At 45.9% G+C, this 23,677-nt stretch carries 20 protein-coding genes; 10 read left to right on the top strand and 10 right to left on the bottom strand.

From position 1 onward, the window contains the following. Window positions 1-275: 275 nt before the first annotated feature. The 4 genes from AC1S8V_RS24390 to AC1S8V_RS24375 all read right to left on the bottom strand — a co-directional run bounded on the left by AC1S8V_RS24390 (window position 276) and on the right by AC1S8V_RS24375 (window position 3,303). Window positions 276-755: a hypothetical protein gene (locus tag AC1S8V_RS24390; protein ID WP_482071116.1), complete on the bottom strand. Its 480-nt coding sequence runs from the start codon at window positions 753-755 to the stop codon at window positions 276-278. Between the two features lie 461 nt (window positions 756-1,216). Further along, window positions 1,217-2,266 carry a glycoside hydrolase family 53 protein gene (locus AC1S8V_RS24385; protein ID WP_036605759.1) on the bottom strand — a complete coding sequence of 350 codons (1,050 nt, stop codon included), beginning with the start codon at window positions 2,264-2,266 and terminating at the stop codon, window positions 1,217-1,219. 406 nt (window positions 2,267-2,672) lie between these two features. After that, a complete protein-coding gene (locus tag AC1S8V_RS24380; RefSeq protein WP_145325104.1) occupies window positions 2,673-2,900 on the bottom strand; it encodes a hypothetical protein in 228 nt (75 codons plus the stop codon). Window positions 2,901-3,132: 232 nt separating this feature from the next. After that, complete coding sequence (locus tag AC1S8V_RS24375; protein ID WP_482071115.1) at window positions 3,133-3,303, bottom strand: hypothetical protein; 171 nt, start codon at window positions 3,301-3,303, stop codon at window positions 3,133-3,135. A 79-nt stretch (window positions 3,304-3,382) separates the two neighbouring features. On the opposite strand from AC1S8V_RS24375, the gene ppk1 reads away from it, so the two are divergent. Continuing rightward, window positions 3,383-5,464: a polyphosphate kinase 1 gene (gene ppk1 / locus AC1S8V_RS24370; RefSeq protein ID WP_482071114.1), complete on the top strand. Its 2,082-nt coding sequence runs from the start codon at window positions 3,383-3,385 to the stop codon at window positions 5,462-5,464. Here the strand turns inward: ppk1 and AC1S8V_RS24365 are convergent. After that, on the bottom strand, window positions 5,424-6,953 hold the full coding sequence (locus AC1S8V_RS24365; protein WP_482071113.1) for a Ppx/GppA phosphatase family protein: 1,530 nt from the start codon (window positions 6,951-6,953) through the stop codon (window positions 5,424-5,426). The two genes, ppk1 and AC1S8V_RS24365, sit on opposite strands and share 41 nt — an antisense overlap. Window positions 6,954-6,979: 26 nt before the next feature. Further along, window positions 6,980-7,234, bottom strand: a complete 255-nt coding sequence (locus AC1S8V_RS24360) for a hypothetical protein (protein ID WP_482071112.1) — start codon at window positions 7,232-7,234, stop codon at window positions 6,980-6,982. Between the two features lie 239 nt (window positions 7,235-7,473). Between AC1S8V_RS24360 and AC1S8V_RS24355 the strand changes: the two genes are divergently transcribed. Both AC1S8V_RS24355 and sda read left to right on the top strand, forming a co-directional pair. Beyond that, a complete protein-coding gene (locus AC1S8V_RS24355) occupies window positions 7,474-8,133 on the top strand; it encodes a YheC/YheD family protein (RefSeq protein WP_124117505.1) in 660 nt (219 codons plus the stop codon). A 356-nt stretch (window positions 8,134-8,489) separates the two neighbouring features. Beyond that, window positions 8,490-8,633 (top strand): sporulation histidine kinase inhibitor Sda, encoded by a 144-nt coding sequence (gene sda / locus AC1S8V_RS24350; protein ID WP_017692430.1) that lies wholly within the window; start codon window positions 8,490-8,492, stop codon window positions 8,631-8,633. Window positions 8,634-8,654: 21 nt separating this feature from the next. On the opposite strand, the gene AC1S8V_RS24345 is transcribed toward sda, so the two are convergent. After that, window positions 8,655-8,906, bottom strand: a complete 252-nt coding sequence (locus AC1S8V_RS24345) for a hypothetical protein (protein ID WP_482071111.1) — start codon at window positions 8,904-8,906, stop codon at window positions 8,655-8,657. A 75-nt stretch (window positions 8,907-8,981) separates the two neighbouring features. Beyond that, entirely contained in the window at window positions 8,982-9,956 is a 975-nt protein-coding gene (locus tag AC1S8V_RS24340) for an NAD(P)/FAD-dependent oxidoreductase (protein ID WP_210437008.1), read from the bottom strand. Between the two features lie 551 nt (window positions 9,957-10,507). Between AC1S8V_RS24340 and AC1S8V_RS24335 the strand changes: the two genes are divergently transcribed. Together AC1S8V_RS24335 and AC1S8V_RS24330 are read left to right on the top strand one after the other, a co-directional pair. Beyond that, a complete protein-coding gene (locus tag AC1S8V_RS24335; protein ID WP_036605766.1) occupies window positions 10,508-11,701 on the top strand; it encodes an NAD(P)/FAD-dependent oxidoreductase in 1,194 nt (397 codons plus the stop codon). Then, complete coding sequence (locus tag AC1S8V_RS24330) at window positions 11,698-11,952, top strand: hypothetical protein (protein WP_036673350.1); 255 nt, start codon at window positions 11,698-11,700, stop codon at window positions 11,950-11,952. Before AC1S8V_RS24335 ends, AC1S8V_RS24330 begins: the two co-directional genes overlap by 4 nt. A 149-nt stretch (window positions 11,953-12,101) precedes the next feature. Here the strand turns inward: AC1S8V_RS24330 and hemQ are convergent, their stop codons facing one another. Then, the gene (gene hemQ / locus AC1S8V_RS24325; RefSeq protein ID WP_215075685.1) at window positions 12,102-12,848 is read right to left on the bottom strand and encodes a hydrogen peroxide-dependent heme synthase; all 747 of its coding nucleotides are present in this window, start codon (window positions 12,846-12,848) and stop codon (window positions 12,102-12,104) included. Window positions 12,849-13,077: 229 nt separating this feature from the next. Here hemQ and AC1S8V_RS24320 point away from each other — a divergent pair, with 229 nt between their 5' ends. From AC1S8V_RS24320 to AC1S8V_RS24310, 3 genes are all read left to right on the top strand, one after another. Then, window positions 13,078-13,371, top strand: a complete 294-nt coding sequence (locus tag AC1S8V_RS24320; protein WP_076211070.1) for a YuiB family protein — start codon at window positions 13,078-13,080, stop codon at window positions 13,369-13,371. Window positions 13,372-13,756: 385 nt separating this feature from the next. After that, window positions 13,757-15,292 carry a replication initiation and membrane attachment family protein gene (locus AC1S8V_RS24315; protein ID WP_091037865.1) on the top strand — a complete coding sequence of 512 codons (1,536 nt, stop codon included), beginning with the start codon at window positions 13,757-13,759 and terminating at the stop codon, window positions 15,290-15,292. A gap of 706 nt (window positions 15,293-15,998) precedes the next feature. Continuing rightward, window positions 15,999-16,877: a hypothetical protein gene (locus AC1S8V_RS24310; protein ID WP_482071110.1), complete on the top strand. Its 879-nt coding sequence runs from the start codon at window positions 15,999-16,001 to the stop codon at window positions 16,875-16,877. Window positions 16,878-17,101: 224 nt separating this feature from the next. Here AC1S8V_RS24310 and AC1S8V_RS24305 read toward each other — a convergent pair whose 3' ends face one another. Beyond that, window positions 17,102-19,882 (bottom strand): endo-beta-N-acetylglucosaminidase, encoded by a 2,781-nt coding sequence (locus tag AC1S8V_RS24305; RefSeq protein ID WP_482071109.1) that lies wholly within the window; start codon window positions 19,880-19,882, stop codon window positions 17,102-17,104. A 212-nt stretch (window positions 19,883-20,094) separates the two neighbouring features. On the opposite strand from AC1S8V_RS24305, the gene AC1S8V_RS24300 reads away from it, so the two are divergent. Both AC1S8V_RS24300 and AC1S8V_RS24295 read left to right on the top strand, forming a co-directional pair. Beyond that, on the top strand, window positions 20,095-21,924 hold the full coding sequence (locus AC1S8V_RS24300) for a sensor histidine kinase (RefSeq protein ID WP_482071108.1): 1,830 nt from the start codon (window positions 20,095-20,097) through the stop codon (window positions 21,922-21,924). Window position 21,925: 1 nt separating this feature from the next. Then, window positions 21,926-23,440, top strand: a complete 1,515-nt coding sequence (locus AC1S8V_RS24295; RefSeq protein ID WP_482071107.1) for a response regulator — start codon at window positions 21,926-21,928, stop codon at window positions 23,438-23,440. The last annotated feature ends 237 nt before the right edge of the window (window positions 23,441-23,677 follow it).

Genomic DNA, 23,677 nt, shown 5'->3' with positions numbered 1-23,677 from the left:
ATGTAGTTCAGACATTAATTCAGTTTTCTATTTCAGCGATAATTGGTGTTATATACGGATTTATGCTCGTTAACGAGACGATAGGTGGATTCATTAATACCCTATTACCGAGCACGGATGGTCCGGATCTTCATTTATATCTACCCATTGTGGTAACGGTGTTCATCTATTCTTACCTCATGCAGAAGAAACAACGGATTTTACTTGAAAAAATCTCATGTAGTTGCCTACATATTTTTGTTTCCCTGCTAGGCTGTGTTTCTTCGGTTATCGTGTTATTGATGATCTAATCCAGATTCTGCCGTATCCATACCATCAGCCCCATCAGCTGCATCAATTACACTGACAGCGAGTGTTGTTACCGCAGCAGCAGCTAAAAGATTCTTGGCACCAAGCTTGACTCTCTCTTTATCTTCCTCTTTCATGCCCACAACAACATCTTTACCGCTTTTATATACATACTTGGCTGATATCACTACACCTTTTGCAGTAGTGGTTACAGCACCTCCAATATCGGCAAGCCCCGCGTCTATGGCGGTATCATCTTTTCGAATTGCACCACTGGCAAGATCATATGTCCCGCTAGCCAGTTGTCCAACGGTTTTGCCTGTATTGATTGTAGCTTTCTCTACGCCGTTCCCGATTTCTTTGATAAAGGGGCTTCCCGCAATTTCACCAACAACCCTCACACTGCCGCCCAACACTTTCCCGGTAACTTCCCCAGCTAATTGACCCATGCCTTTTAAAAAACTCATCCTTATGCCTCCTCTCCAATAAGAAGTTGATCCTATGTGTTATCTCAATAAACTTATTATATTCATATGTAAGCAAAAGAACATCAGTCTCCAGCCCGAGTGGTGCACCCCTCCTCGATTGATCGCGACACGCTTTAGAAGTGCCCGATCCGATCCCGGAACGTCCAGCACGCTAGCCGAAAACACACAAAAGGCGCTACTCCCACTGGGAACAGCGCCTTCCGCCTTTCGTTACCCTAATAACTTGCCTACACACGGTTTTAGAAGTGTCTCAAGGAGCAGCAACGTAGTGGAGGGGGCGGAATCGATTCTGAAGAAGCGGAGCGGTCGCCTTTATCCCCGGATTTTCCCCTTATCAGGGGAATTCATAAAATCTGGGGATAACAGCGATCATAAGAACGATCCGACCCCGGAACGGCCACTACGCTGCCCCCCAAAGCCCGCACTTCTACCCACCGTACCTAGTCAATAAATCCTTCCATGACTACCGTTGGCATCATATTCGATTGCCAAGCGCCTTTGCCGTAGCCACTGTTGTATCCTGGTGTAGCCTGAGGCTCCCAGTAGAATACACCTTTACCTTTGCCATTTGGCAGATTGCGGATTTGGTTTTTCATCGCCGCAACAAAACTTTTTCCAGCCGCAGCCTGATTATTGTCCATGCCGATTTCGGAAATGATAATCTCTTTGCCATAACGGTTGATCATATCCTTGGCGTTGTTTACCGTATTTGTCACAGCGGTGTTCCAGCCGGAAGCTGAAGGATAGAGGGACATAGCGATCATGTCAAAGTTAGCTCCGTTATTAATCAGACCACCAATATTCCATACATAGAGGGCGTTATCATCGCCACCTGCCAGATGCACAATGGTTTTGGTGCCGCTGCTCAGGGATTTCACTGCGTTATGGCCTGTGTTTACCAGCCACGCATAGTTTTTCATGTTGGTGGATGCTTTGCCATCTTCCCATAACATGCCGTTGCTTGTTTCATTCCCGATCTGAACCCAGTCAGGGGTAACGCCTTTGCTTTGCATCGCCGTCATAACTTCACGAGTGTGGTTCCATACCGCATCCATGAGCTGTTGGAACGTATAGTTTTTCCAGGCAGCTGGTTTGGTCTGTTGACCAGGGTCTGCCCAGGAATCGCTGTAGTGCAGAGTGAGCATTACACTCATGCCAGCATTCTTGGCACGTTGTGCGAGTGCAGCCGCACGATCCTTATTCATGTAACCGTTCCCATAATCATTCGAAGGATTAACGAATACCCGAATACGAACGGAATTGATTTGATAATCTTTTTTCAAAATATCAATGATGTCGCGCTGTACGCCGTTTTTATCTTTCCATTTGTAGCCTTGAGCTTCCATTCCGGGAACCCAACTGATGTCGGCTCCTTTGGCGAAACTTGGTGCTGCGCTGGCATGCTGACCTGCGGGCAACATGATGGAGGTGAATAACAAAACAAAAGCCAACATGATAGATGTCTTGAAACCCCTTACATTTTTGAACATTACAAGATGCCTCCTCGGATTTAGGTTGAGTTGCATCCTAATTATAGCCATCCTGGTTTACTTAACTAAAGGGTCCAATACCAATATTTTGGCTGTTTTCTCAACCTCTCTACAAAAAAAGCCAAAACAAAAAGCCGTCCGAAGACGGCTTTTCTACCCGTGGCGCTTTTTGAAACATTGATCCGTATCCCGCGCCTCCACCAAACTCATTTTATTTTGAGCTGGTGGATCGGGTAAGGGACACGTTCAACATGACATTAGAAATGTTGACGCACCTCCTTTCCTTGTGGCAAGAGTATACAACACCTTGTTTTGAAAAGCTAGTCTTTTTTTACGTATTTTAATCTATATCTAGCCCTGATTGAAGCAGCCAAAGGTATTATGAAATTGATTCATTTACGCATAATTATTTTTCGGTCTGGAACATCGTTATATCTCGTGCATAGTGACTTTTCGTTCCGTCATTGTTTCGAATGCGTACGCTGTCTTCACTGATCCGCTCGACAATGCCGCTTCCCACTTCACAGTAGACGCCAGCCGGGTCTTCCTGCCATGCGCTTACGATACATTGAGAGAGTGCAGCCGTGAAAAACTCTATATTTTTTTGTAACGTTCTAGGTTTGTTCGATTTCATTATATACTCCTTTAGACACTGATATTTGGAAATGATAACAAGCAACCGCACCAAATCACACTGTACATCACTTTACTCTGTCTATTGCTCTTTGTAAAGGGATGGAAAAAGTTGCGCCCATGAGGTATCATTTACATAAATTTTACGTAGCGTTTACACTGCGATGACGCCTGAAGTCGATTACGAATAGTACAATTAAATTACAGCACCTATAAAAAATTGAACTAAGCATTTACATGAGAACGGAGGGGGCAGAAATAACCTGAAGAAGCGGAGCTAAAAGCTTTCTGAAAGAAAGCTGCATCGGAAGCATACGCTTCGCCTTTATCCCCGAATTTTCCCCTTTAAAAAAGGGAATCAATAAAATCTGGGGATAACCGCGATCGGAAGGTTGTTCTGTCATCGGAGTGGCAAGTGTAAATATTCTTTAGTTTAACTTTTCTATTAACAAGAATAGATATGCAACACATCGGAGGCCATACATGCATAGAGACGTCAAAACAGGTAACTACGTTAATCGCGATTTGAGTTGGGTTGAATTTAATCGGCGCGTACTTCAAGAGGCCCAGGATCCAACGACACCCCTGCTGGAACGCATGAGATTTCTCGGTATTGTCGCCAGTAATCTGGACGAGTTCGTCAGTGTAAGAGTGGCAGAGACAAAAGAGAAGATCAAGGCCGGATTCACGCAAAAGGATTTTACGGGATATACGCCTTCGGGACTGTATCGCAGATTGATCAAACGAATCGGGACCATGGTCGCCGAGCAGTATAGAACTTATCGTGAACTTATTCGTCTACTCGCCAAGAAGGGCGTAAACATTCAGGAATATACAGATCTTAATGTGACACAGCAACGCGCAATGGACCAGTACTTTCATGAGATTATTTTCCCGGTACTCACACCGATGGCGATTGACCAGAGTCGTCCGTTCCCGCTGGTACACAACAAGTCTGTCTATCTGTCCGTGATGCTGCAGAAGGAAGGAGAGCAAGAGGGCGAGCCGTTTATGGCTATTGTCCAGGTGCCTTCCAATCTACCGCGGATGGTTCAGGCTCCCATTCGGGCGAATAGCAAAAAGAAAACATTCATCCTGATTGAAGACCTGATCAAACATCATATCCACACGCTCTTCAGCGGATATATCTCGCTTGCTGCACAGGAATTCCGGGTGACCCGCAATGCGGATCTGTTCATTAATGAAGAAGAAGCGGAAGATCTGCTTGAGGCGATTGAGAAGGAATTGCGACGCAGACGCAGGGGAGCTCCTGTACGGCTGGAGGTCTGCAAGGATTTTCGTCCGGATGCCTTGCTACAATTGCAGGATGAATTCGATATTCAGGACCCGGTGTACGAAATGGATGGGCCACTCGATCTGAGTTTTCTGGCTGGATTCGTAGATAGTCTGGAAGGTTTCTCGCATCTGAAATACAGTCCGGTGAAGCCTGTCTATCCACTGGAGTTCCTGCCAAGGGAAAGTCATTTCGAGTTGCTGCGCAAACGTGATGTACTGGTGCATCACCCGTACGAATCGTTTGAACCGGTTACTGATTTTATATTGGAGGCTTCGGAAGATCCAAGAGTTCTGGCCATCAAGATGACATTATATCGGGTCAATGGCGATTCACGCCTTATTCCGGCACTTGCACTTGCTGCTGAGAGTGGTAAACAGGTCACGGTTGTGGTGGAACTGAAAGCCCGGTTCGATGAAGAACGCAACATTGCGTGGGCCCGCAAGCTGGAGAAGGCAGGTTGTCACGTGGTATATGGACTGGTTGGGCTCAAGACCCACGCCAAGATTATTCTTGTCGTCCGCAGAGAACAAGAGGGTTTGAGACGTTATGTTCACGTAGGAACAGGTAACTATAATGAGAGTACAGCCAAAGTATACACGGACGTGGGATTGTTCACTTCCAATCCGATAATCGGTGAAGATGCATCCGAATTGTTCAATGAAATCACCGGATATTCCGGTCCGAAGGCATTGCAGGCTTTCCGCGTAGCTCCGGATGGCATGAAGGATGAACTGTTCGCACTGATTCGTCGGGAAACGGAGCATGCGCTGAAAGGCAAACCTTCCAGAATCATTGCCAAGATTAACTCCTTATCTCATCAGGATATAATTGATGAATTGTACGAGGCTTCTCAAGCTGGAGTGCAGATCGATCTGATTGTGCGCGGCGTATGCTGCCTGCGTCCGGGTGTGGAGGGACTCAGTGAGAATATTCGGGTCATTAGCATTGTGGATCGCTTCCTGGAGCATTCACGGTTGTTTTATTTTGAAAATAGCGGCAACCCCGATGTATACATCTCCAGTGCAGACTGGATGACACGTAACCTGAATCGAAGAATTGAACTGATGTGTCCTGTATTCGATCCAGAGCTGAAGAAGATGCTGGTCGATATCCTTAATCTGTCCCTGATGGATAATGTCAAAGCGAGAGAACTTATGCCTGGTGGCAATTATGTATTTGTACAAAATGAAAAGCCCCCGCTGAGAAGTCAGACGGAGGCGATGGGGATTATCCCTTGGAAGCCTGCTGAATGGAGTGCTTTAACTTAACTCCCCAGGCTTCCTGCAGATCCTTGACGGCCTCTTCCAGGCCTTCAAGTTCCAGTAACGGCTCGGCTGTACAGGTGAATTGCACCTGCAGCGAGTCGTTTTCTTTGGTTGCTTCGATCGCAGCGATGCTCTCGGATCGATTAATGGCTTCGGCCACGCGCAGCAGAGAGCCTATTCGATGAGCATGCCGCTCATCGGAATTCTTCAGAATGTCCCGGTGCTTGTTCAGCAGCTGGGGCGTTCTTTTTTTGGGATGATAATCGGCTGCACTGGCACTGAGAATGGTCTCCCGGTGAGAAAGTCCATAGATGCTTGCATTCATGATCCAATAGGCCGAGTGCTGCGTATAACGGAAATAGTTAATCTGCTTACCAGCCATGTGCAGCATGGAGGAGGCATACAGGATTCGGGCATCTGCTTGATCAGGAGGAGTACCTTGTAATGCCGTATACAGGGTAACCGCATCCTGATGAATCCGTTGCAGACGTTTCTCTGGAATAGGCGGACCAAAATGGATAAAGTTGCGGATACTGTCCTTCAGCGCATCCGGAACGACCGGCTGACCTCCAGCCATGTAATCTCGCAACAACCCGTCTCGTAGACCCGCACCACTAACCACATAACGATCTCCCTGTATTAACTGGAAGACTGTTCGCAGGATCAGTACGCCGGGCACAATGATGTCCGCGCGATCTTTGGCGAGCCCGGGTACCTTTTTGCGCTGTGCCGAGGTGAGATGTGGCAAGGAGCGAGCGATGTTCTCCATCGCTTCCTCACTGATCTCATAATGATGAGAGACCGGCAGAGAATACTGAGTACGCTTTTGTTCCACTTTGGCGAGTGTACGCATTGTGCCGCCAAGTCCGATGAGTGGCAGGCCAGGATGCTCACGAATCCAATCCTGTCCACTCAGCGCTTGAATGACTTCATTGCACAGCGCAATCGCATTCGCCTCGGTCCACTGATCTTCACCCCCATATCGGGCATGTGAATTCACTGCACCAATCGGGAGGGAAATGCTATGTAACCTTTTCCGATCCCGAAAGACGGTGATCTCTGTACTGCCGCCTCCAATATCTACGACGTAACCGTCTGCCAGATCAATGGACTGAGTGACGCCAAGGAAACCATAATAGGCCTCCCGATCTCCGGATACACATTCAATGGTAAGCCCCGTCTCTGTCTCCAGCCATTCGATAATTTGCAGGACATTGCTTGCATTACGAATAGCTGCCGTAGCTGCTGCCCGGATCAGTTTGGTCTGATACGCTTCACAGGTCGCTTTGAATTGACGCAAGATGGTAATGGCTTTATCCAGAGAATGACGCAGAATGGTTCCATCGGACTCAACAACGTTGCTCAGACGAGCAGCGTATTTGTCTTCATGAATGATGCGATAGGCTTCGTCCTGATCCAGTTCATATATAACTAGACGAATGGAGTTCGAGCCGATATCAATAATTCCTAAGGTTTCATTAGTACGTGTCATAAACATCTCCTTCTACAGAGGTTCAACTACCCGAAGTGAAGAAGGGCAGCCATGGCTTCCGGTGAACCCGATGGTGTGGCAGAGAAGGGCGTAGTTAGCATAACAACAATGATAAAGACGATGAAACAGGCAAATATAAGACAACTCACGGCAAAGCCGCGATTGCGCTTTTGAATAAACAGTCGAATACCTGTGACAAAGAGAAGTACCGTAACGGCTACCAGAACGATCGACATTGCAAAATAGGCTACGCCATAAAGTGATTTGAAAAATGCTTCCATTTCTTCTGAACGCTCCTTAAATCCTCATATTTAAGCCCTTCCATGCCATTCCTTAGTAGCATACGACAGATTGACTTGTTTGAAAAGCAAACCGGGCGCTTGTTCCCGTTTCCGGCCATCACCCCTGGGACATGTTCCATGGAAAAGGGGCCTTTGCCGTGGACAGACATCCAAGAAAGCAAGGCTTCTGTTGAGTATGTATAAGGAAGGACTATTGTTTCAAGGAAGGAGATCAACCCATGTCGAGACAACTTGCAAGCAAATGGCGGAAGACAGCGGCTCTGATGAAATACCCGGTAGCTGCTGTCCATATCCCACAGACCAAGGCATTCAACTCGGGTAATCTGCTGCAAATGCTCAGTCGTTATGGAATGGTGTATGTCAAACCTATTGTAGGAGGCGGAGGTTACGGTGTCATCCGGGTATCGGCCAGCGGTGGGGCTTATCGATACACCCATATGAAAACGACCCGTTCTTTCGCCAGTTTCAGCCAGATGTATCGCTCCCTGGTACGTGTAAAGGCAAGACGCAGGTACTTGATCCAGCAGGGTATTCATCTGGCAACGATTCAAGGCAGGCCTGTCGATTACAGAGTCAAAGTCGTCAAGACCGAAAGAGGCTGGGTATTCCGTTCATTGGTAGGACGACTCGCTCGCCCAGGTCTTTGTGTGACGAATCTGAGCAAGGGTGGCACCATGTTATCGGGAAGGAGAGCACTTGGTTTGTCCCTGCCACATATATCCGGTCGGCACAAACGCCGGGAGATGCGCTCACTTACACTGACATGCACGTACATTATGGAGAGCCAGTTCCCGGGTGTAGGACAGCTTGGATTTGATTATGGACTGGATTATTCAGGCAAGATCTGGATTCTGGAAGTGAATACCAGACCACAATAAAAAAATGGATGGAAAAGCTCAAGAAAATCCAAGAAAAACCGATAATATATAGAAGAAAACAGCTTGAAAACCGTTTGAAAATTTACATTACCGGGTAATTTACTCGAAACAAGTTTTGAAACTATGAATTTATTCTAAAAAAAATACGCTCATAAACGTTCTGAAGGTAGTACATCTCACCTGTGCATAAATATTGTCCACACTATACACGTTGATTACTCAACATTTTTTCCATTTATCAACAAACTATGCACAGGATTTCCACATATCGTTGTGGATAACAAGAACGCTTGTTCTCTATATGAATCTCTGATATGATAGTTTTGAGGAAAAAAAAGGAAAGGTTGTGGCGGGAAATGGCTATGTTATCCGATGAGATGTTGTTGGATTCCTACCATAAAGCGATTGAGTTGAATCTCGAACGAGATTTCATCGCACTGCTGTTGGCAGAAATCCATAAGCGCAAACTGGGTACCGACGTATCTGCCATTCTTCACTAGAGATCCTCATTGCAGGCAATGTTACAGGTTTCCGGACAAGTCCCATAGTGAGACAGGCCATAGCGTGCTCTTCTGACAATGGTGACAGTACATCACATGATTGCAAACGTTTTCGGCTTCGTCTGCCGTGTCAGAGGAAGTTTGGAGTACGTAGGGGCTGTATGGTCCGGTGTAATCATCCAATTTGCCGCATTCTAACAGTCCCTGAAGGCAGTGGGGGCAAGCCTGCTCCGGTACAACCAGACCGTTACACAGCGGGCATATATAAGACAAGGGTATCCCTCCTGATATGGATTCACTCAGGAGTAAGATACCCTTTTTTGTATCAAATATGTGATTTTAGCGAAACTAGCGTTTCATGTTGCTGCTGTGTCCTGGGGACAACTTGGCATCCGGATCGAAGTATACTTTCGCATTGTTGACGGCTGTTGGAGCTTCACCAAATCCGACAGCGATCAGCTTCAGTTTACCTGGGTATGTTGTGATATCTCCGGCAGCGAAGATCCCTGGAATAGACGTTTCCATGCGGGAATCAACGACGATGGAGTTGCTGTCAATTTCGATTCCCCATTCGGCAATAGGTCCGAGAGAAGAGACAAATCCAAAGTTAACAATCACGTCATCTACTTCGATTTCCTGTGTTTCTTTAGTTTTCACATGGGAGAGGGTTACTTTGGTAATCGTGTCATCTCCGTGAAGTTCCGTGATTTCGGTCGGTGTAACGACATTCACCTTGGAATTCATCAGGTTTTCGACACTGTGCTCATGTGCACGGAACTTGTCCCGGCGATGGATCAGCGTTACTTGCTCGGCGATTGGCTCCAGCATGAGTGCCCAGTCTACAGCGGAGTCACCACCGCCACTGATCAGTACTTTTTTGCCAGCGAAGGCATTCAGATCACTGATGAAGTAGTGCAGGTTGCTCTTCTCGAACTTGGCAGCACCTTCAAGTTCCAGGCGGCGTGGCTCGAATGCACCTACACCAGCTGTAATAATAACAGCTTTGGCATGATATTCATTCTCATCCGTCTTCACGACGAAGTGTTGTTCATCCTTTTTCTCAACCGATACAACCTTTTCTTCAAGGCGGATGTTCGGGTTAAAATGACTCATTTGCTCAACCAGGTTATTCACCAGTTCCTGAGCCGTTACTTTCGGGAATCCGGCTACATCATAGATGTATTTCTCCGGGTAAAGAGCGGCAAGCTGTCCGCCAAGCTGTGGCATACTTTCAACCAGTGTAACGGATGCCTGACGCATCCCACCGTAAAACGCGGCGAACAGACCCGCAGGGCCTCCACCGATAATAAGCAAATCAGTCATATCATGACTGGAATTCTGTGCAGTCAAGAATCAACAACACCTTTCATATTTTAATAGGTAGTTAACAGGAAGAATGTGCAGGCTACGTATCGTAACCGGCATTGGTGCTGAACTGTCTTTCCTATTATAAACGGTGTATTCAGGGTTGCAAAGTTAGCGGCGTCACGAAACTGGGAACAATTGATGAAGATCAGATGAGAATAGGATGAAATTGGAAATGAAAGGTTATGAAAAATAACAAAAAAAACCTTGATCTTTACTAGAAATACAGATATCCTTGACCTGTACTATGTGTTTTTTTGTCTAATTTAGAGTCAATATGTAATATGAAGACAGAACCCGTGTTTTGTAGAATCTTGTGGTTAATTTCACAACTTGAACCGATAACTTGCGTGCAAACGGATCAATTTTGATGCAAACGTTTAAATAAATTCGCGAAGTTAACATTTGTTGTCATAATGGGCAAGACCTCATCAATATTTGTAAGTATGTGCATTTTGCATCTCACCCAGGATCGGGCTGATGCAAGTGAAACCGGAAGGGGTATAGACATGAGCAGTATTCCCAAAATCGTCATCCTCGGCGCGGGCTATGGCGGGATTCTGACAGCCCAGCGGCTGCAGAAGGAATTGAACTATAACGAGGCCGACGTCACATTGGTGAATCGGCATGATTATCATTATATTACTACACATCTACATATGCCGGCAGCCGGCACGGATACCATTGAGCATGCAAGAGTCCCCATTTCCAAGCTGATTGATGAGTTCAAAATTGATCTGGTCAAGTCTTCCGTGAAGGAGATTCGTCTGCAGGATCGGAAGATTATTCTGGAGGACGGCACGTTATCCTATGATTATCTGATTATTGGATTAGGCGGGGAACCCGAGACCTTCGGTATTCCGGGTATGCTCGACCACGCCATGACAATCCGCAGCATTAACTCGGTCAGACTGATTCGAGAGCACATCGAATATCAATTTGCGATGTACAAAAACGACAATAAACGAAATCGTATTCGGTTTGTCGTAGGTGGAGCTGGTTTCAGTGGTGTTGAATTCGTAGCTGAGCTTGCAGATCGCATACCACAGCTGTGCAAGGAGTTCGACGTGAATCCGAAACATGTGCATATCTATAATGTAGAGGCAGCGCCTTCAGCTTTGCCTGGATTTGATCCGGAACTGGTAGAGCATGCGATGAACGTACTGAAGAAGAAGGGCGTTACTTTCAAAATTGGTGTTCCAATCAAGCAATGTCTCCCGGACGGGGTTATTGTGGGTGAGGGTGAAAAGCTCGATGCGGCTACAGTCGTATGGACCGGCGGTATTCGCGGTAACTCACTGCTTGAACAGGCAGGTCTTGAAGTGATGCGAGGACGTGTGAAGGTAGATGATTATCTGCGTGCCCCTGGACATGAGCACGTTTATGTCATTGGTGATAATTCACTTGTGTTCAACGCGGAAGGACGGCCTTATCCGCCAACAGCCCAGATTGCGATGCAGCAGGGTGTGAACTGCGCCAAGAACGTTGTGGCATCCATTCGCAAGAAACAGCCACAACCTTTTGTATTTACGAGCAAAGGCACGGTTGCTTCATTGGGTAAAGGTGAGGCCATTGCTGTTGTAGGCGGCAAGAAATACAAGGGCTGGAAAGCGGCTCAGTTGAAGAAACTGGTTGATCTGCGTTATCTGTTCATCATTGGTGGTATTCCGTTAGTCCTGAAGAAAGGGCGGTTTTTTGGATGAGACATTGCAGTGTTCAGGTCCGGGGACTATTAACGCGTGAGGAACTGGATCGATACAACGCCCTGATGCAGGTCGGTGGTTATCTGGAGGAACAGGATCAATATGATCTGGCCTATATCGTGCAGAAAGAAGTGGATATTCTCATTTTGCCTGCGATTGAGCGGCTTAAAGAGAAGGGTCGTGACCGTGACCGGGCCACAGCCGAGTTCCTCGAATCGCTGAAAGCGGTTGATGAAGAGGACGAGGATTAAGAATTAACAGAGACTTATAAAATAGAGTGAACAACTGCAAATGGATCATTATCCGACTGGTTGTCTACACGTACATGAATGAGATAAAGCACCGCTGACAATCTCCTTAAGAGGAGATGTCGCGGTGCTTTATTGTGCTTTGCACTATTTTACAGCTTAAGCATGTCTTCCAAAGTTCCTTCGTTCAACAGACTTCCCACATAGAACGAACCGAATTCGCCATAACGGGCGCTAACTTCATCGAAACGCATCTCATAGACGAGTTTCTTGAACTGAAGTGCATCGTCCGCAAACAGCGTAACGCCCCATTCCCAATCGTCGAAACCGACAGAGCCGGTAATGATTTGTTTCACTTTACCTGCATAGCTGCGGCCAATCATGCCGTGACTGCGCATCATGGTGCGACGCTCGTCCATGGACAGCATGTACCAGTTGTCATTCAGCTCACGTTTTTTGTTCATCGGATAGAAACAGATATATTGCCGTTGCGGCAGAACAGGTTTCAGACGGGCGATAATCTCCGGATTTTGCATCGGGTCTTCGCCTTCTTTGCCAAGGTAGTTGCTCAGTTCCACTACACTGACGTAGGAATACGACTTAGTTGTGTATTGAGCAAACATCGTTTTGTTAAATGCGTTCTCAACAGCCTTCAGATCTTCCAGCGTTTCACGCAGGTGCATCATGACAAGGTCTGCTTTTTGACCGACAACCGTATACACGACTGTACTTCCTTTGGATGAATCCTCGACTTCTTTCCATTCTTTCCAGAATTCCTCCAGCTCGTCCAGTGCTACAGCACGTTCTTCATCATCTGCTGCTTTCCAGGCGGCCCAGTTAATCGAGCGAAAATCATGCAGGGCGTACCAGCCCTCCAGTGTTGATGCGGCTTCGTTCATTGGTTGTGTTCCTCCTGCAAGGTATATTTCCAAATCCCCTATAAGGGACGGGTGAGTGCTTTATCGTTTACATTGTATCCCAACATGAAGCAGAAGGGCAAATGAACAGAGTATAAATATAGGGGAATTTGTCCAGAAAGTTCGTTGCTTCGCCACATTTTTTGCGGTACACTAACTACTATCCAGAAGTGAAACCTGAAAGTGTGAAAGAAGAGGTGAATGTTGCCCGATGCAATTTATACCTGTGTTGGTATTAATGGTATTATTTTTCGTTATGATGTTTGGTATCGGTTTCATTCTGAACATGCTGATGAAGACCACCTGGTTTCCTTCCTATCTGTTCATCATTGTGATTTTGCCTATCGTCGTGTACTCTCTATGGGATCATTCGTCGTCTCTGATGTCACATCTGGGTTCCTTTCAGATTGTAGACTATATGACGGGCATCGCCGGGCTGGCTGGCGCGGTAATCAGTGGCTGGACGATCCAGAAGTTGCGTCTGGGTGGGTACAGAATGTTTTAGATTGTTGGAAAGAGGTAACACATGCCACTGTAATCGCGTGAAAGTCTTGTCTTTGTCGTAAACGCTTACGAGTACAAAGGGAAGGCTTTTTTGCTGTTCATTTATATTAGAAGGATTATTGTACACTTGTACTTCATATACATCTGGAGAACATTCTCTTCAGATCTTCCCTTGTATTCTGCAGCTACAGCTTTTATAGTATTCTAGCGGCTCTCGACATTTTTATTTTAGAAATTTGCTGAATTCGGCGAAAACGTGAATGATGTCGACCTAGGACGAAACGGAGCGAGAACAGGCCATCTTTTTACCTGTTTTTGAGCATTTGAGGATCAGACATTTATGATAGAATAGATAAACATACTTTTGGGGAGAAGGAGATCAGGCTATGCGCATGAAGAATCTGCACCATTATACTGAACATCATCGCTACTGCGTATACAGGGAGTTTGGACTTAGCGCCCTGGATGACCGTATGCTTACAGGAGCATATCAGCCCATGGTAGGTGCTTTTGCGGTTGGCTTGTATCGGCTGTTGTTTCAGCATCTTCCCGGTGAACAGGTCGGTTATTCGCCGCTTGAACAGCAACGGAGGCTGTTCATGACACTTGGGCTGGAGCCAAGTGAGAAAGGGCGTAAATATCTGGTAGAGCAGGCATCCAAGCTTGAAGCGGTGGGGCTACTTCAGACTTCACGGCTATATATACCGGAAAATGATGATTACATCTACGAATATGAGCTGCAACCGCCGCTCTCTCCGGCAGAATTTTTCCGGACACAGCATTTGACACTGCTGCTTCGTGACAAGATAGGCAAATTCGCCGTCCTTTCCCTGCGTTCCGGTTTCTCGGCAGTGGAAAATGGGGACGCACCTTATCCGGCAGCCAATAAAGAGAATATTTCCGTACCCTTTTACGATATATTTGAATTGAATACCCATGTGATTGATTACGAGTTGGAGCAAGCATTGTCGGAAGTATCGACTACAGCCCAGCGGACAGGCACGAATGATGCAGCAGAAGAAAACAGTTTGAACTATGCCGACATTATTTTGCGTTTTCCGCGGGAATCGGTCAATCGCCGTCATGTGGAGCAGCTGCGGTTTGATCATGAACAACTGGGCATTGTAAATTATGTAGTAAACAAGTTTAATCTCAGTGTGCAGGATGTATGCCGTCTGCTGGATGAAGATGATATCTTCAGTCCCCAGGGCCAGCTGATTCTGGATGATCTCCAGCATAAGGCGAGTATGCAGTTCAGACAGACGAAGAAGCGGCATGAGCAACAAACCGTCCAGGCGGCTAAAGTAGTGGCTCTGAGACAGCATATGGAGGAGCCTGAACGGAAAGAGGACTCTGGTGAACCACCTGTTGAGCATGGGGTACAGATGGAATATTACGTCGAAGTGCCTCCGCAATTTATGACCAAGTGTGATATTCATCAATACAACATGATGCTGCGTAATGAGCCGTATACCCGCCTGCTTCAGACGTTCTTCCCTGGTGCAGTACCGGACAATCTCATCGATATATTTGAGAAAATTGATCTTAGTTACAAGTTGCCTGGTGAAGTCATCAATGTATTGATTCATTATTTGATGGCATTACTTGTATCCGGCGGAGAGCAGCGGATTAACCGTAACTTCGTTGAGGCGATCGCCTCCAACATGTTACTCAAGCAGGTGAACTCATATGAGAAAGCTGTTCAATATATTCGTGACCAGGCCAAGGTCAAAGGCAAACAGGCTGCTGGTGCAGCTGGAACCCGTACCCGTACATACGGCAAAGGAACCAAAGCCAAGCCCGAAATTCCGATTGTACAAGACATAAGCACCGATGGGGATGCCGTATCTGAGGAAGAGTTCGAAGAGATGATGCGATTTGCCCAGCAGATGCAAGCGAGTAAGCAAAAAGGAACTTCTTAAATATGTTTTGTAAAGGCAGGTCTCTACGATTGGGGACTTGTCTTTTTTTGCAGAATCATTAGGCAGAGGATAGGTACTCTCTTTATCTGCAGTGCTTAGGATGACTTGAAACGATTAAGTGTATGAAAGGAATAAAAAAATGTACAGTTCCCCCCGATGTATTTACATGCCTATCATATAAACATACCCATGAATAGTTAGGGAAGACAGCCTGTATACAGGATAGTTCATTCTGATTTAAGATATGTGGATCCCAATTTCGATCGAACAAAGTGGCTGATCGCTCCTCCAAGGGCCTTTGACGATCTCAAGATCGGTGAGGTCTTCCGTGTCCTAGCTAGACATTGACGGATGCCTAATTGACGCCAGCATAATACTTTCTCTGCCGATAACCTTGTTCCAGAGAGCGTATATAGTAATGTTGAAAACCCTTTAATGAAGCAGGAAACGTGCGAATCAGTAGACTGTTTTTTTGATCCCATAGGGCAGAGCGGGATATAGTATCCCCTTGAATTACCAACGTTTTCGCTTTAACTGACCAGGCCATCAATCGAGTTATTACTGTGTAGCTCCCAAATGCTAAATCATGGTTGCTTGAATGCCAGCGTAGTTCTCAATGATCAGCTTATGAATATACAGAAATGTTATCATTTATACGATATATAATAGTACCTACTAATACATAAGAATAGAAAGGATTTTGAATTTGAAGAGATTTATTGCAATTGCTTTATTGGTTCTAGGGTTATTTATAGGGTCTAATGTAGCCACTGAAAGAGGGGTTTACGCTGCAACAACACAAGAAGTATCTTTATCTCTTTCTAATGGAGGTGTCTACTATGGTGAAGTTCAAGATGGGAAACCACATGGAAAGGGAACTGCCACATGGGGAAAGTATAAAACTTATACCGGTGAGTGGAAATATGGAAAGAGATCTGGGAAGGGAGAGTTAATCACATCAGACCCAGCAACAGAAACGCCTCAAGTCATTTACGAGGGAGCTTGGGCTAATGATAAACAGAATGGGCAAGGTACTTTAAGAGAATATTTTAAATTTAGTAAGTACAGTGAAGAATATGATCGAGCTACGGCACATCAGGGTACTTTTAAAGATGGTCAGCCTGTATCTGGATACACAGTGATAAGGGACTCGAGTTTAGATACTGAATTGGTTTTTAGGTACATGAACGATAATGTGATGGTCGCTCTCGGTTTAGCAGACTCCAATGATTTAAATGTTCCATTAAAAGCAGAAAATATGTCCTTGTTTGCATCTGTGAATTTTAAAAAAGAATCTGGATTTCTTATGCAATATACGGAAGAGCAAAAAAACGTATATCAATATGGAACGTATAAAAAGGGTCCTAATGGAGGAACTAGTTTATTTAATGGAACGATTGAGCTGTTTGACCCGTATAATGATAAAATTTCCATTGGAAGTGTGAAGAAAGCTAAAATTATAAGCTATAAAGTAGTGAATACTTCCGAAGAACTCCCTAAATATAGAGAGAGAATTATAAAGAAGAAGTTGTATCTTCTTGACCCATACATGTCTAATTTCAAGAAACTATACAATCAGCTATAAATTCTAGGTTGGAAATAAAGAATTTATATTACACATAAACAATTTCATCTTCAGGTACTTACTCAAGCTAGTTATATCGTCAAGATTTTTGAGATGTTATTGTGAGATCAATAAAAGAGAGCTCATTCAACTTCTTATCAGGGAAGTGAGAGGGCTCTCTTTTATTGAAATAGCTGTAAGTGGCTAATATGTTATACAGGTTAGCTTGAAAATACCTTGTAGTGTTACCTCAAAATCGTAGTAGCCTGATTGCCTGCATAATCCTCAATGACCAGTTTCAAAGAGCTGTTGTTGGACGATGGCGTGAAGGTCAGTTCACTCAGCTTTGTTCTTCCCCGAATGATATACGGGAATTTCTGCGAAACGTAAGTGACTCCGAACTCGCGTGGCACCCCATTTTCATATACATGGATCTTGTACCAGTCCTCGAGATCGGGCAGGGCAAGTGTGTATTTCCCATCTTTTACCGTCACCTTTTCCTTGGCGTATGGTGTAATCTGAAGATCTGCGAGCTGTCCGGTATGGGTCACCGGATTTTGGTCGCCAATGGCGATGTTCAGCACGTAATGTTCACCATTGGTCGGAAGTCCGGTCAGGATGGCAGATTGTTTTCCTTTTTTGACCTGAAGTGAGTTGGTGAAGGGTTCTTTTGTGTATTCGGTTTGTAGTGTGAGCTGAATTGACTCGTAGCCTTTACCTTTGTCTTTGCCCGTATCTTTTGTTTTCTTCGGGTTTTTCCAGCTTACAATAGCATCGCCATTCTTTTTGAATTTCACATCAATATTCTGAACGGCTGCATTCAGATCGTAGGGCAGGACGGTTGCTTCACTCTCGGTACCATCTGCACCAACAGCACGTATGGACAGTTCACCAGAAGGCTGTTTTAGCGATTTGATATAAAAAGTGGAATCATACACGCCGCCTACATAGGCGCCATTTTCATATAAATTGTATTGCTTGACCTCTGAATAGTCCTTCATGTCCCATGCTACAACCAGTTCATCGGTGTTAGTCAGTGCTTTGGCAATGTGGAATCCGGTCGGTGCATCCGGTACAGCCGCTGAACCATCGGAAATGCGGATCTCACCAATATTCATCTGATAATTCTCAATCGTAGTCCCATTAGAGTCAAAGGAAAGCCCCATAGCAGCAATGGATTTGCCTTGATAGGCGCTCAAATCCAGTGTAGCTGTCTTCCAGCCTTCCGTATGCTGGCCTGAATCAGGCACATGTACGTTGACCACGTTGGATGGATCATCTTCGAAGATTAACCCAACATGCAGGGAGGAAGCGTCACTCGTCGACGGTTTGTTATACGTCAGTTCCAGTTTCGATTGTCCGTTGACGGACAGATCGGTCTTGTACAGGCGCAGGAAGTTGTCCGCGTTCAGTGTACCGTTCACCACGAGAGAGCTGCCGCCATTGAACGCGCCAATGGAGTCATAGTTGTACCTTGCGCCTTTCTCGTAGGTTGGGCCATAGTCAAAATCAACACTGAGCTTGTCACCTTCACTATCCATCCACCATTGCCAAGTGACAGGGATATCCTGAATGTTGATATTGGACCATTCTTTGTCGTTCGAGACGGCGCCGTTTTCATAATATTTCAGACCGTGGCCCGTATTGAAGCTGGTCGCAAAATTAGAGCCGTTGATGACGGATCGCTCGGTAAGATAAGCGGCAATCCCATCCCAGTTTGCACCGGAAGCATACACATCTGACAGATCGGCAGACGCATTACGACGTGCAACTGTCGGGTCCTGATTTGGACCAGACCACCAGGCGCGATCACGTACAAAGGTCATCCACTGGTACTCATCCTCCGCACGATGATTCGTGCTCCCATCGCCCATCTCTTCATCCAGAGCGTTGTGGGTGAAGTCGGCACCCAATGTCGCGATGCTGTTCATGGGTTGACCGTTCTCATCCAGATTATGGCGCAGGTCGTAAGACTGCTTCCAGCGGCCGAATTTGTCATGACCACCTTCAACACCAGCAAATACGGTTTCCAGTGGATCAAGTCCCAGGCTGAGAGCATGGTCGCGGGAATCGCGGAGCATCTTGTGGTTCCATACATAGTTCAGGAAGATGGAATCCGAGACTCTGCCGAGAACGGAATCCTGCACAAAGGGGCTATTAAGCCCATTGAATTGGTTCTGGTATTGAATTTTGCCTGTTGTATTGATGGTGGAATCATACCACTGAACGTACAGGCCTTCATCTCTTAGATATTTCATGAATTTCTTGTAGGAAGCGATATCCTCAGGGGCTACACCCCGGGCAACCTCTTCCTGATTGAAAAAGTATCCATCGTAGTTGTAGTACTTCGCCATCTCGGCCAGTTTCTCAGCCACAGGGAAATTACCGTTTTCATCCTGGACCAGCATTTGTTTATAGGTTTGTGGTCCACGGTCATTGTCCGAGAAAAAGATGTTGGCTATGGACTTGACGCCATTTTTGTGAGCTGCATTGGTGTAGGCCGGATTCGGAATGTTCAAAATGCCAAACTCGAAGTATTTCTCAGTCCATTCTTTACTCGGATCGTACAGCTCCTCAGGTACACCCGCAGAGGCCATGCCGTGCCAATAGCTGTAGTAGTCTGTATATTGCCAATAATTGAAGAGGTACTGGCTGAATTCATTGGTATAAGGTGTGCTATCGAAAAATGCATTACCATAATCACCACTCATCGTGAACAGTTGGGTGTCTGGACTAAGCTCAGGATAAGCCTGTGTGGCAGCGAACGCTTCATTACGGGGCTGCAAGGGAACATGGGCACGAAGCAGATCGCCATGGATATCACTTTCCGGTGTCCAGTTCAGAATCTGGGCCGAGGTGTATCCGTGTTGATAGGGCTGATTCACCCCTTTGGCACTTTCACCGGTGTAAGGGAGCGTGTCTCCTGCATAAACGGATGATACAACAACTTGTCCAAGCAGAGCCGTGGTCAGGACCATGGCAGTGACCTTGGGAATGAGGCCTTTTGGTTTGAGTTTGCGTGTCATGCTGTTCCTCCTTCAAGTGGAATGAATGTAAGGTATTCTTTTACACAAAGCTAAACTTATGGTTAACGATAGTGGATGAAAGCGTTTTTAAATAGGGTGAAATTAAAGAAACACAGATATAAACTAAAGAAAAGTTCCAGGTGACAAGTTAATGTCAGAAGCCTGATGGTATAATTCAAGTCAGGAAAACAGCATCGGAGGGAACATGCGACTTGAAAATTGTTAGCGTTTACAATAATTTCTTCAAAAATAATATGTTTATGAAAATGCTCCTGATTTTCTCGATGATATCCATTGTCACGATCATTACATTGTCTTATATCATCTTCCTGTCGGTGTCCGACTCCACGATTCGCCGGGAACTGGCGATCCAGAAAGCGGCGATGGAACATGTGGATCGAACCATTCATCAGCAGTATGAATCGGTGCAAAACATGGTGAGGGACATGCATCAGAATGAGGCGCTTTCCGCCAACATTACTTACCTGATGAATCATTCGTACGCTGAATATGTTCAGCACATGACGAATGGATACTATGCCAACCAGGACGACTATTCAGCCGATGTGTTGAAACATTTTCAGAACATTATGGATCGTAATTCGCAGATTAACCAACTCATGTTGTATAGCGCCGAGCAGCAGGATCTGTCTACCTTCAATCAACACAAGCAGTTCCGCAAGCTGGACACCAATGTGGCCCATTCCTATATTCCGGACGTGATGGCGATGGAAACACCCAATATCAGTGCACCCAACTACTGGATACGCAAAGAGATCAATCAATGGGACCCTGCGCTCTATTCCATCCGCGTACCGATTAACAATACACAGACCCTTCGTAATCTGGGCCAGTTTCTTGTCTTCTTTGACTCGGAGGGAATCGGTAATGCACTGGATAACTACGAGAGTAACCTGAAGGGAGAAATCGTGGTGTTATCGGCCAAAGGCACAGTCTTGTTCGACTCCAACAATGAGTATTACGGGAAGAAGTATCCCTACGTGAATGTGGCCGATTCCCTGTTTGATCAGACCGATATGGATTCGATGAAAAAGGAGCAGAACATGTATGTAAACAAGTTTGTTTCCGCGGATCAGGGCTATGTGGTCATCGGGACCGTTCCGGTAGAAGAGATGGCTGAAACCTATGCGGGCATTCGCAATACCATCATCTCGATCAGTATCGTCTGTATTTTGTTTGCCGTGCTGGTTCCGGCATTTTTCATTATCAACTTTGCCAAACGAACTCGTCGAATTATTCGCTTCACCCAAAAAGTGAAATATGGCAACTTGACGGCTCGGATTGACGATCCGCGAGATGATGAACTGGGGCAGATCTCCCATAGCTTCAACGACATGCTGGATGAGCTGAATCTGTATATTGAACGGGTCTACAAAGCCGAGATCAAACAGAAGGAGACCGAACTGGTCGCTTTACAGGCGCGCATCAATCCTCATTTTCTCTATAATACGCTTGAAGTAATTCGGATGAGGGCGATATCTCAGGGGGCGAGGGATGTCGGCGAGATGATCTATAGCCTATCCGTTTTGTTCAAGAGCCTGGTACAGCAGAAGAAAAACTATACACTGAAGGATGAGATGGAAGCTTGCCGGTTATATCTGGAATTATTCCGAATCCGCTACAAGGATATTTTCATATATACAATCCAGATCGACCCCTCGTATTATCAACATCCGGTGGTCAAACTTTCGCTGCAACCTATCATTGAGAATTATGTTGTGCATGGCATTCAGACGGAACGTTCGGATAACCGATTATCCATTGTTGTGGAAGAGACGGATGATGTAATGCAGGTGGAGGTCAGAGATAATGGCAAAGGCATTGATCCTGCACGCCTGACGGAAATCCTTGAAGAACTGGAACGTCCTGAAGAGTCTGGTCAGATGTTCGGGCTACGCAGTGTCCATAGTCGATTGCGCTTCCTGTATGGGCCAGAGTTCGGCATCACCATAGAGAGCACCCTCGGAGAAGGAACACGGATCAGGGTGCGATATCCACATTCAGAAGGGACAGGTGTTTAACATGTACAAGGTGTTTATTGTGGACGATGAGCCGTTCATCATCGAAGGGTTATACGATATTGTGGATTGGTCTTCGTTTGGTATGGAAATTGTGAGCCATGCAGGCAATGGGCAGGCAGCGTTACATGCACTCTCTTCTCAGCCTGTGGACATTCTGATTACGGATATATCGATGCCACTCATGAATGGTCTCGATCTGATTCGGGAAGCAAGGCGAGTACAACCTGAGATGAAGGTCATTATCCTGAGTGGTTTCAACGAGTTCGAATATTTGAAGGAAGGTATGCAGCTGGGTATCGAAAATTATCTCCTCAAACCGATTAATGTGGAGGAACTGGAATCCACGCTGAGCAACACGGCGTCCAAGCTGGATCATACGGTTTCACCCCAAGCCGATGATGCTTATGGCATCCAGATTCTGAAAGATAACATTCTTCATCGATGGCTTACGGGACAGATTGCAGCTACTGAATTCGAAGAACGCGCCCAGTTTATGAACCTTTCGCTAGATGCACCCGACGTTGCTGTGGCCGTCTTGCGGGACAAAGAACAGACAGCTGGCATGTTTGAACGCGTCGAGGGGATGCTGAGAGACAGACCCCATCTGAACGTATTTCATGATATCGATGGAGACATTGTCATTATTGCCAACATTCATGGTACTCGTGACGAGGAACAGGAGTTAATGGATGGCCTTCAGGCATTATCTGATGCGATAACAGTAACCCATCCTGCGGTACGCATTGGAGCAGGCAGATTGATGAAAGGGCTATACCATGCGCCGACCAGTTATGCTGAGGCCAAAAAAGCTCTCCAGTATGTGATGATCTATCCCGACCTTAAAGTGATCAACCACGCCATATTGGAAAGACGTGGAAGTTCCACGGCATCCTTCTTCATCGATTGGAGGGAGTATGCCAAACTTATTTTGTCCCGGAACACAGAACAACTTGCCGACCGGATTCGTATGGATTTTGAACAACATCGCGATGGGCTTACGCCTGGGGAGCTGCAGAATACCGCATTGGAAGTTGTAATTCGCTTCAAAATGGAACTGGAGAGCATCAAACATTCGGATGAGTCTGCCATATACCAACAAGGGCTTCAACTTGTACTGGACAGTGACACTTTTGATGAACTCGTGCGGGCACTTCAGCAGGTTGGGTCGCAGACCATTCAATCCCTATTGCAGGATTTGAAGAATCCGATTGTGAACCAAGTGCTGCAACATATCGACAAACATTACGCAGAAGAGCTCTCCCTGAAGCTGCTGGGAGCCCACTATCATCTGCATCCGGTGTATTTGGGACAATTGTTCCATAAGGAGACCGGGGAGACGTTTGCCGAATACATCAACAAATACCGGATTGAACGTGCGAAGGAGCAATTGCGTAATTCCAATCTGAAGGTACATGAGATCGCCCGAAATGTAGGGTATTGGGAGACAGGGTATTTCTATAAGCAGTTCCGCAAATATGTGGGGATTTCACCGACTGATTTCAAGGTGTTTGGGTGATGTTGTGGCTGGAGAATTAGTACTGCGGACTAAAATACAAGAGACATACTGGGAACAAGAATGGCATGTAATGAGATTCGTGCCATAGGTTACCCGGCATGTCTCTTTCATGTAAGCGATTTATCGAAACAGGGGTAAAATTAATCCTCACGGACAATTTCTCTTTAATTTGTACCTCGAAAACTTAAGTTTATCTTCTTTTTGTAAATGCTTTCATTCGATAAGGTTAAAGCAGTT

The sequence above is a fragment of the Paenibacillus sp. B46(2026) genome, assembly GCF_056786355.1.
Note: the sequence above shows the minus strand (reverse complement) of the source record. Positions and strands in the feature narration are given on the sequence as shown.

Bases quoted from the DNA above. Each gene is read 5' to 3' on its own strand.
- AC1S8V_RS24390 (WP_482071116.1), bottom strand. From the start codon at position 755: ATGAGTTTTTTAAAAGGCATGGGTCAATTAGCTGGGGAAGTTACCGGG.
- AC1S8V_RS24385 (WP_036605759.1), bottom strand. From the start codon at position 2,266: ATGTTCAAAAATGTAAGGGGTTTCAAGACATCTATCATGTTGGCTTTT.
- AC1S8V_RS24380 (WP_145325104.1), bottom strand. From the start codon at position 2,900: ATGAAATCGAACAAACCTAGAACGTTACAAAAAAATATAGAGTTTTTC.
- AC1S8V_RS24375 (WP_482071115.1), bottom strand. From the start codon at position 3,303: ATGACAGAACAACCTTCCGATCGCGGTTATCCCCAGATTTTATTGATT.
- ppk1 (WP_482071114.1), top strand. From the start codon at position 3,383: ATGCATAGAGACGTCAAAACAGGTAACTACGTTAATCGCGATTTGAGT.
- AC1S8V_RS24365 (WP_482071113.1), bottom strand. From the start codon at position 6,953: ATGACACGTACTAATGAAACCTTAGGAATTATTGATATCGGCTCGAAC.
- AC1S8V_RS24360 (WP_482071112.1), bottom strand. From the start codon at position 7,234: ATGGAAGCATTTTTCAAATCACTTTATGGCGTAGCCTATTTTGCAATG.
- AC1S8V_RS24355 (WP_124117505.1), top strand. From the start codon at position 7,474: ATGTCGAGACAACTTGCAAGCAAATGGCGGAAGACAGCGGCTCTGATG.
- sda (WP_017692430.1), top strand. From the start codon at position 8,490: ATGGCTATGTTATCCGATGAGATGTTGTTGGATTCCTACCATAAAGCG.
- AC1S8V_RS24340 (WP_210437008.1), bottom strand. From the start codon at position 9,956: ATGACTGATTTGCTTATTATCGGTGGAGGCCCTGCGGGTCTGTTCGCC.
- AC1S8V_RS24335 (WP_036605766.1), top strand. From the start codon at position 10,508: ATGAGCAGTATTCCCAAAATCGTCATCCTCGGCGCGGGCTATGGCGGG.
- AC1S8V_RS24330 (WP_036673350.1), top strand. From the start codon at position 11,698: ATGAGACATTGCAGTGTTCAGGTCCGGGGACTATTAACGCGTGAGGAA.
- hemQ (WP_215075685.1), bottom strand. From the start codon at position 12,848: ATGAACGAAGCCGCATCAACACTGGAGGGCTGGTACGCCCTGCATGAT.
- AC1S8V_RS24320 (WP_076211070.1), top strand. From the start codon at position 13,078: ATGCAATTTATACCTGTGTTGGTATTAATGGTATTATTTTTCGTTATG.
- AC1S8V_RS24315 (WP_091037865.1), top strand. From the start codon at position 13,757: ATGCGCATGAAGAATCTGCACCATTATACTGAACATCATCGCTACTGC.
- AC1S8V_RS24305 (WP_482071109.1), bottom strand. From the start codon at position 19,882: ATGACACGCAAACTCAAACCAAAAGGCCTCATTCCCAAGGTCACTGCC.
- AC1S8V_RS24295 (WP_482071107.1), top strand. From the start codon at position 21,926: ATGTACAAGGTGTTTATTGTGGACGATGAGCCGTTCATCATCGAAGGG.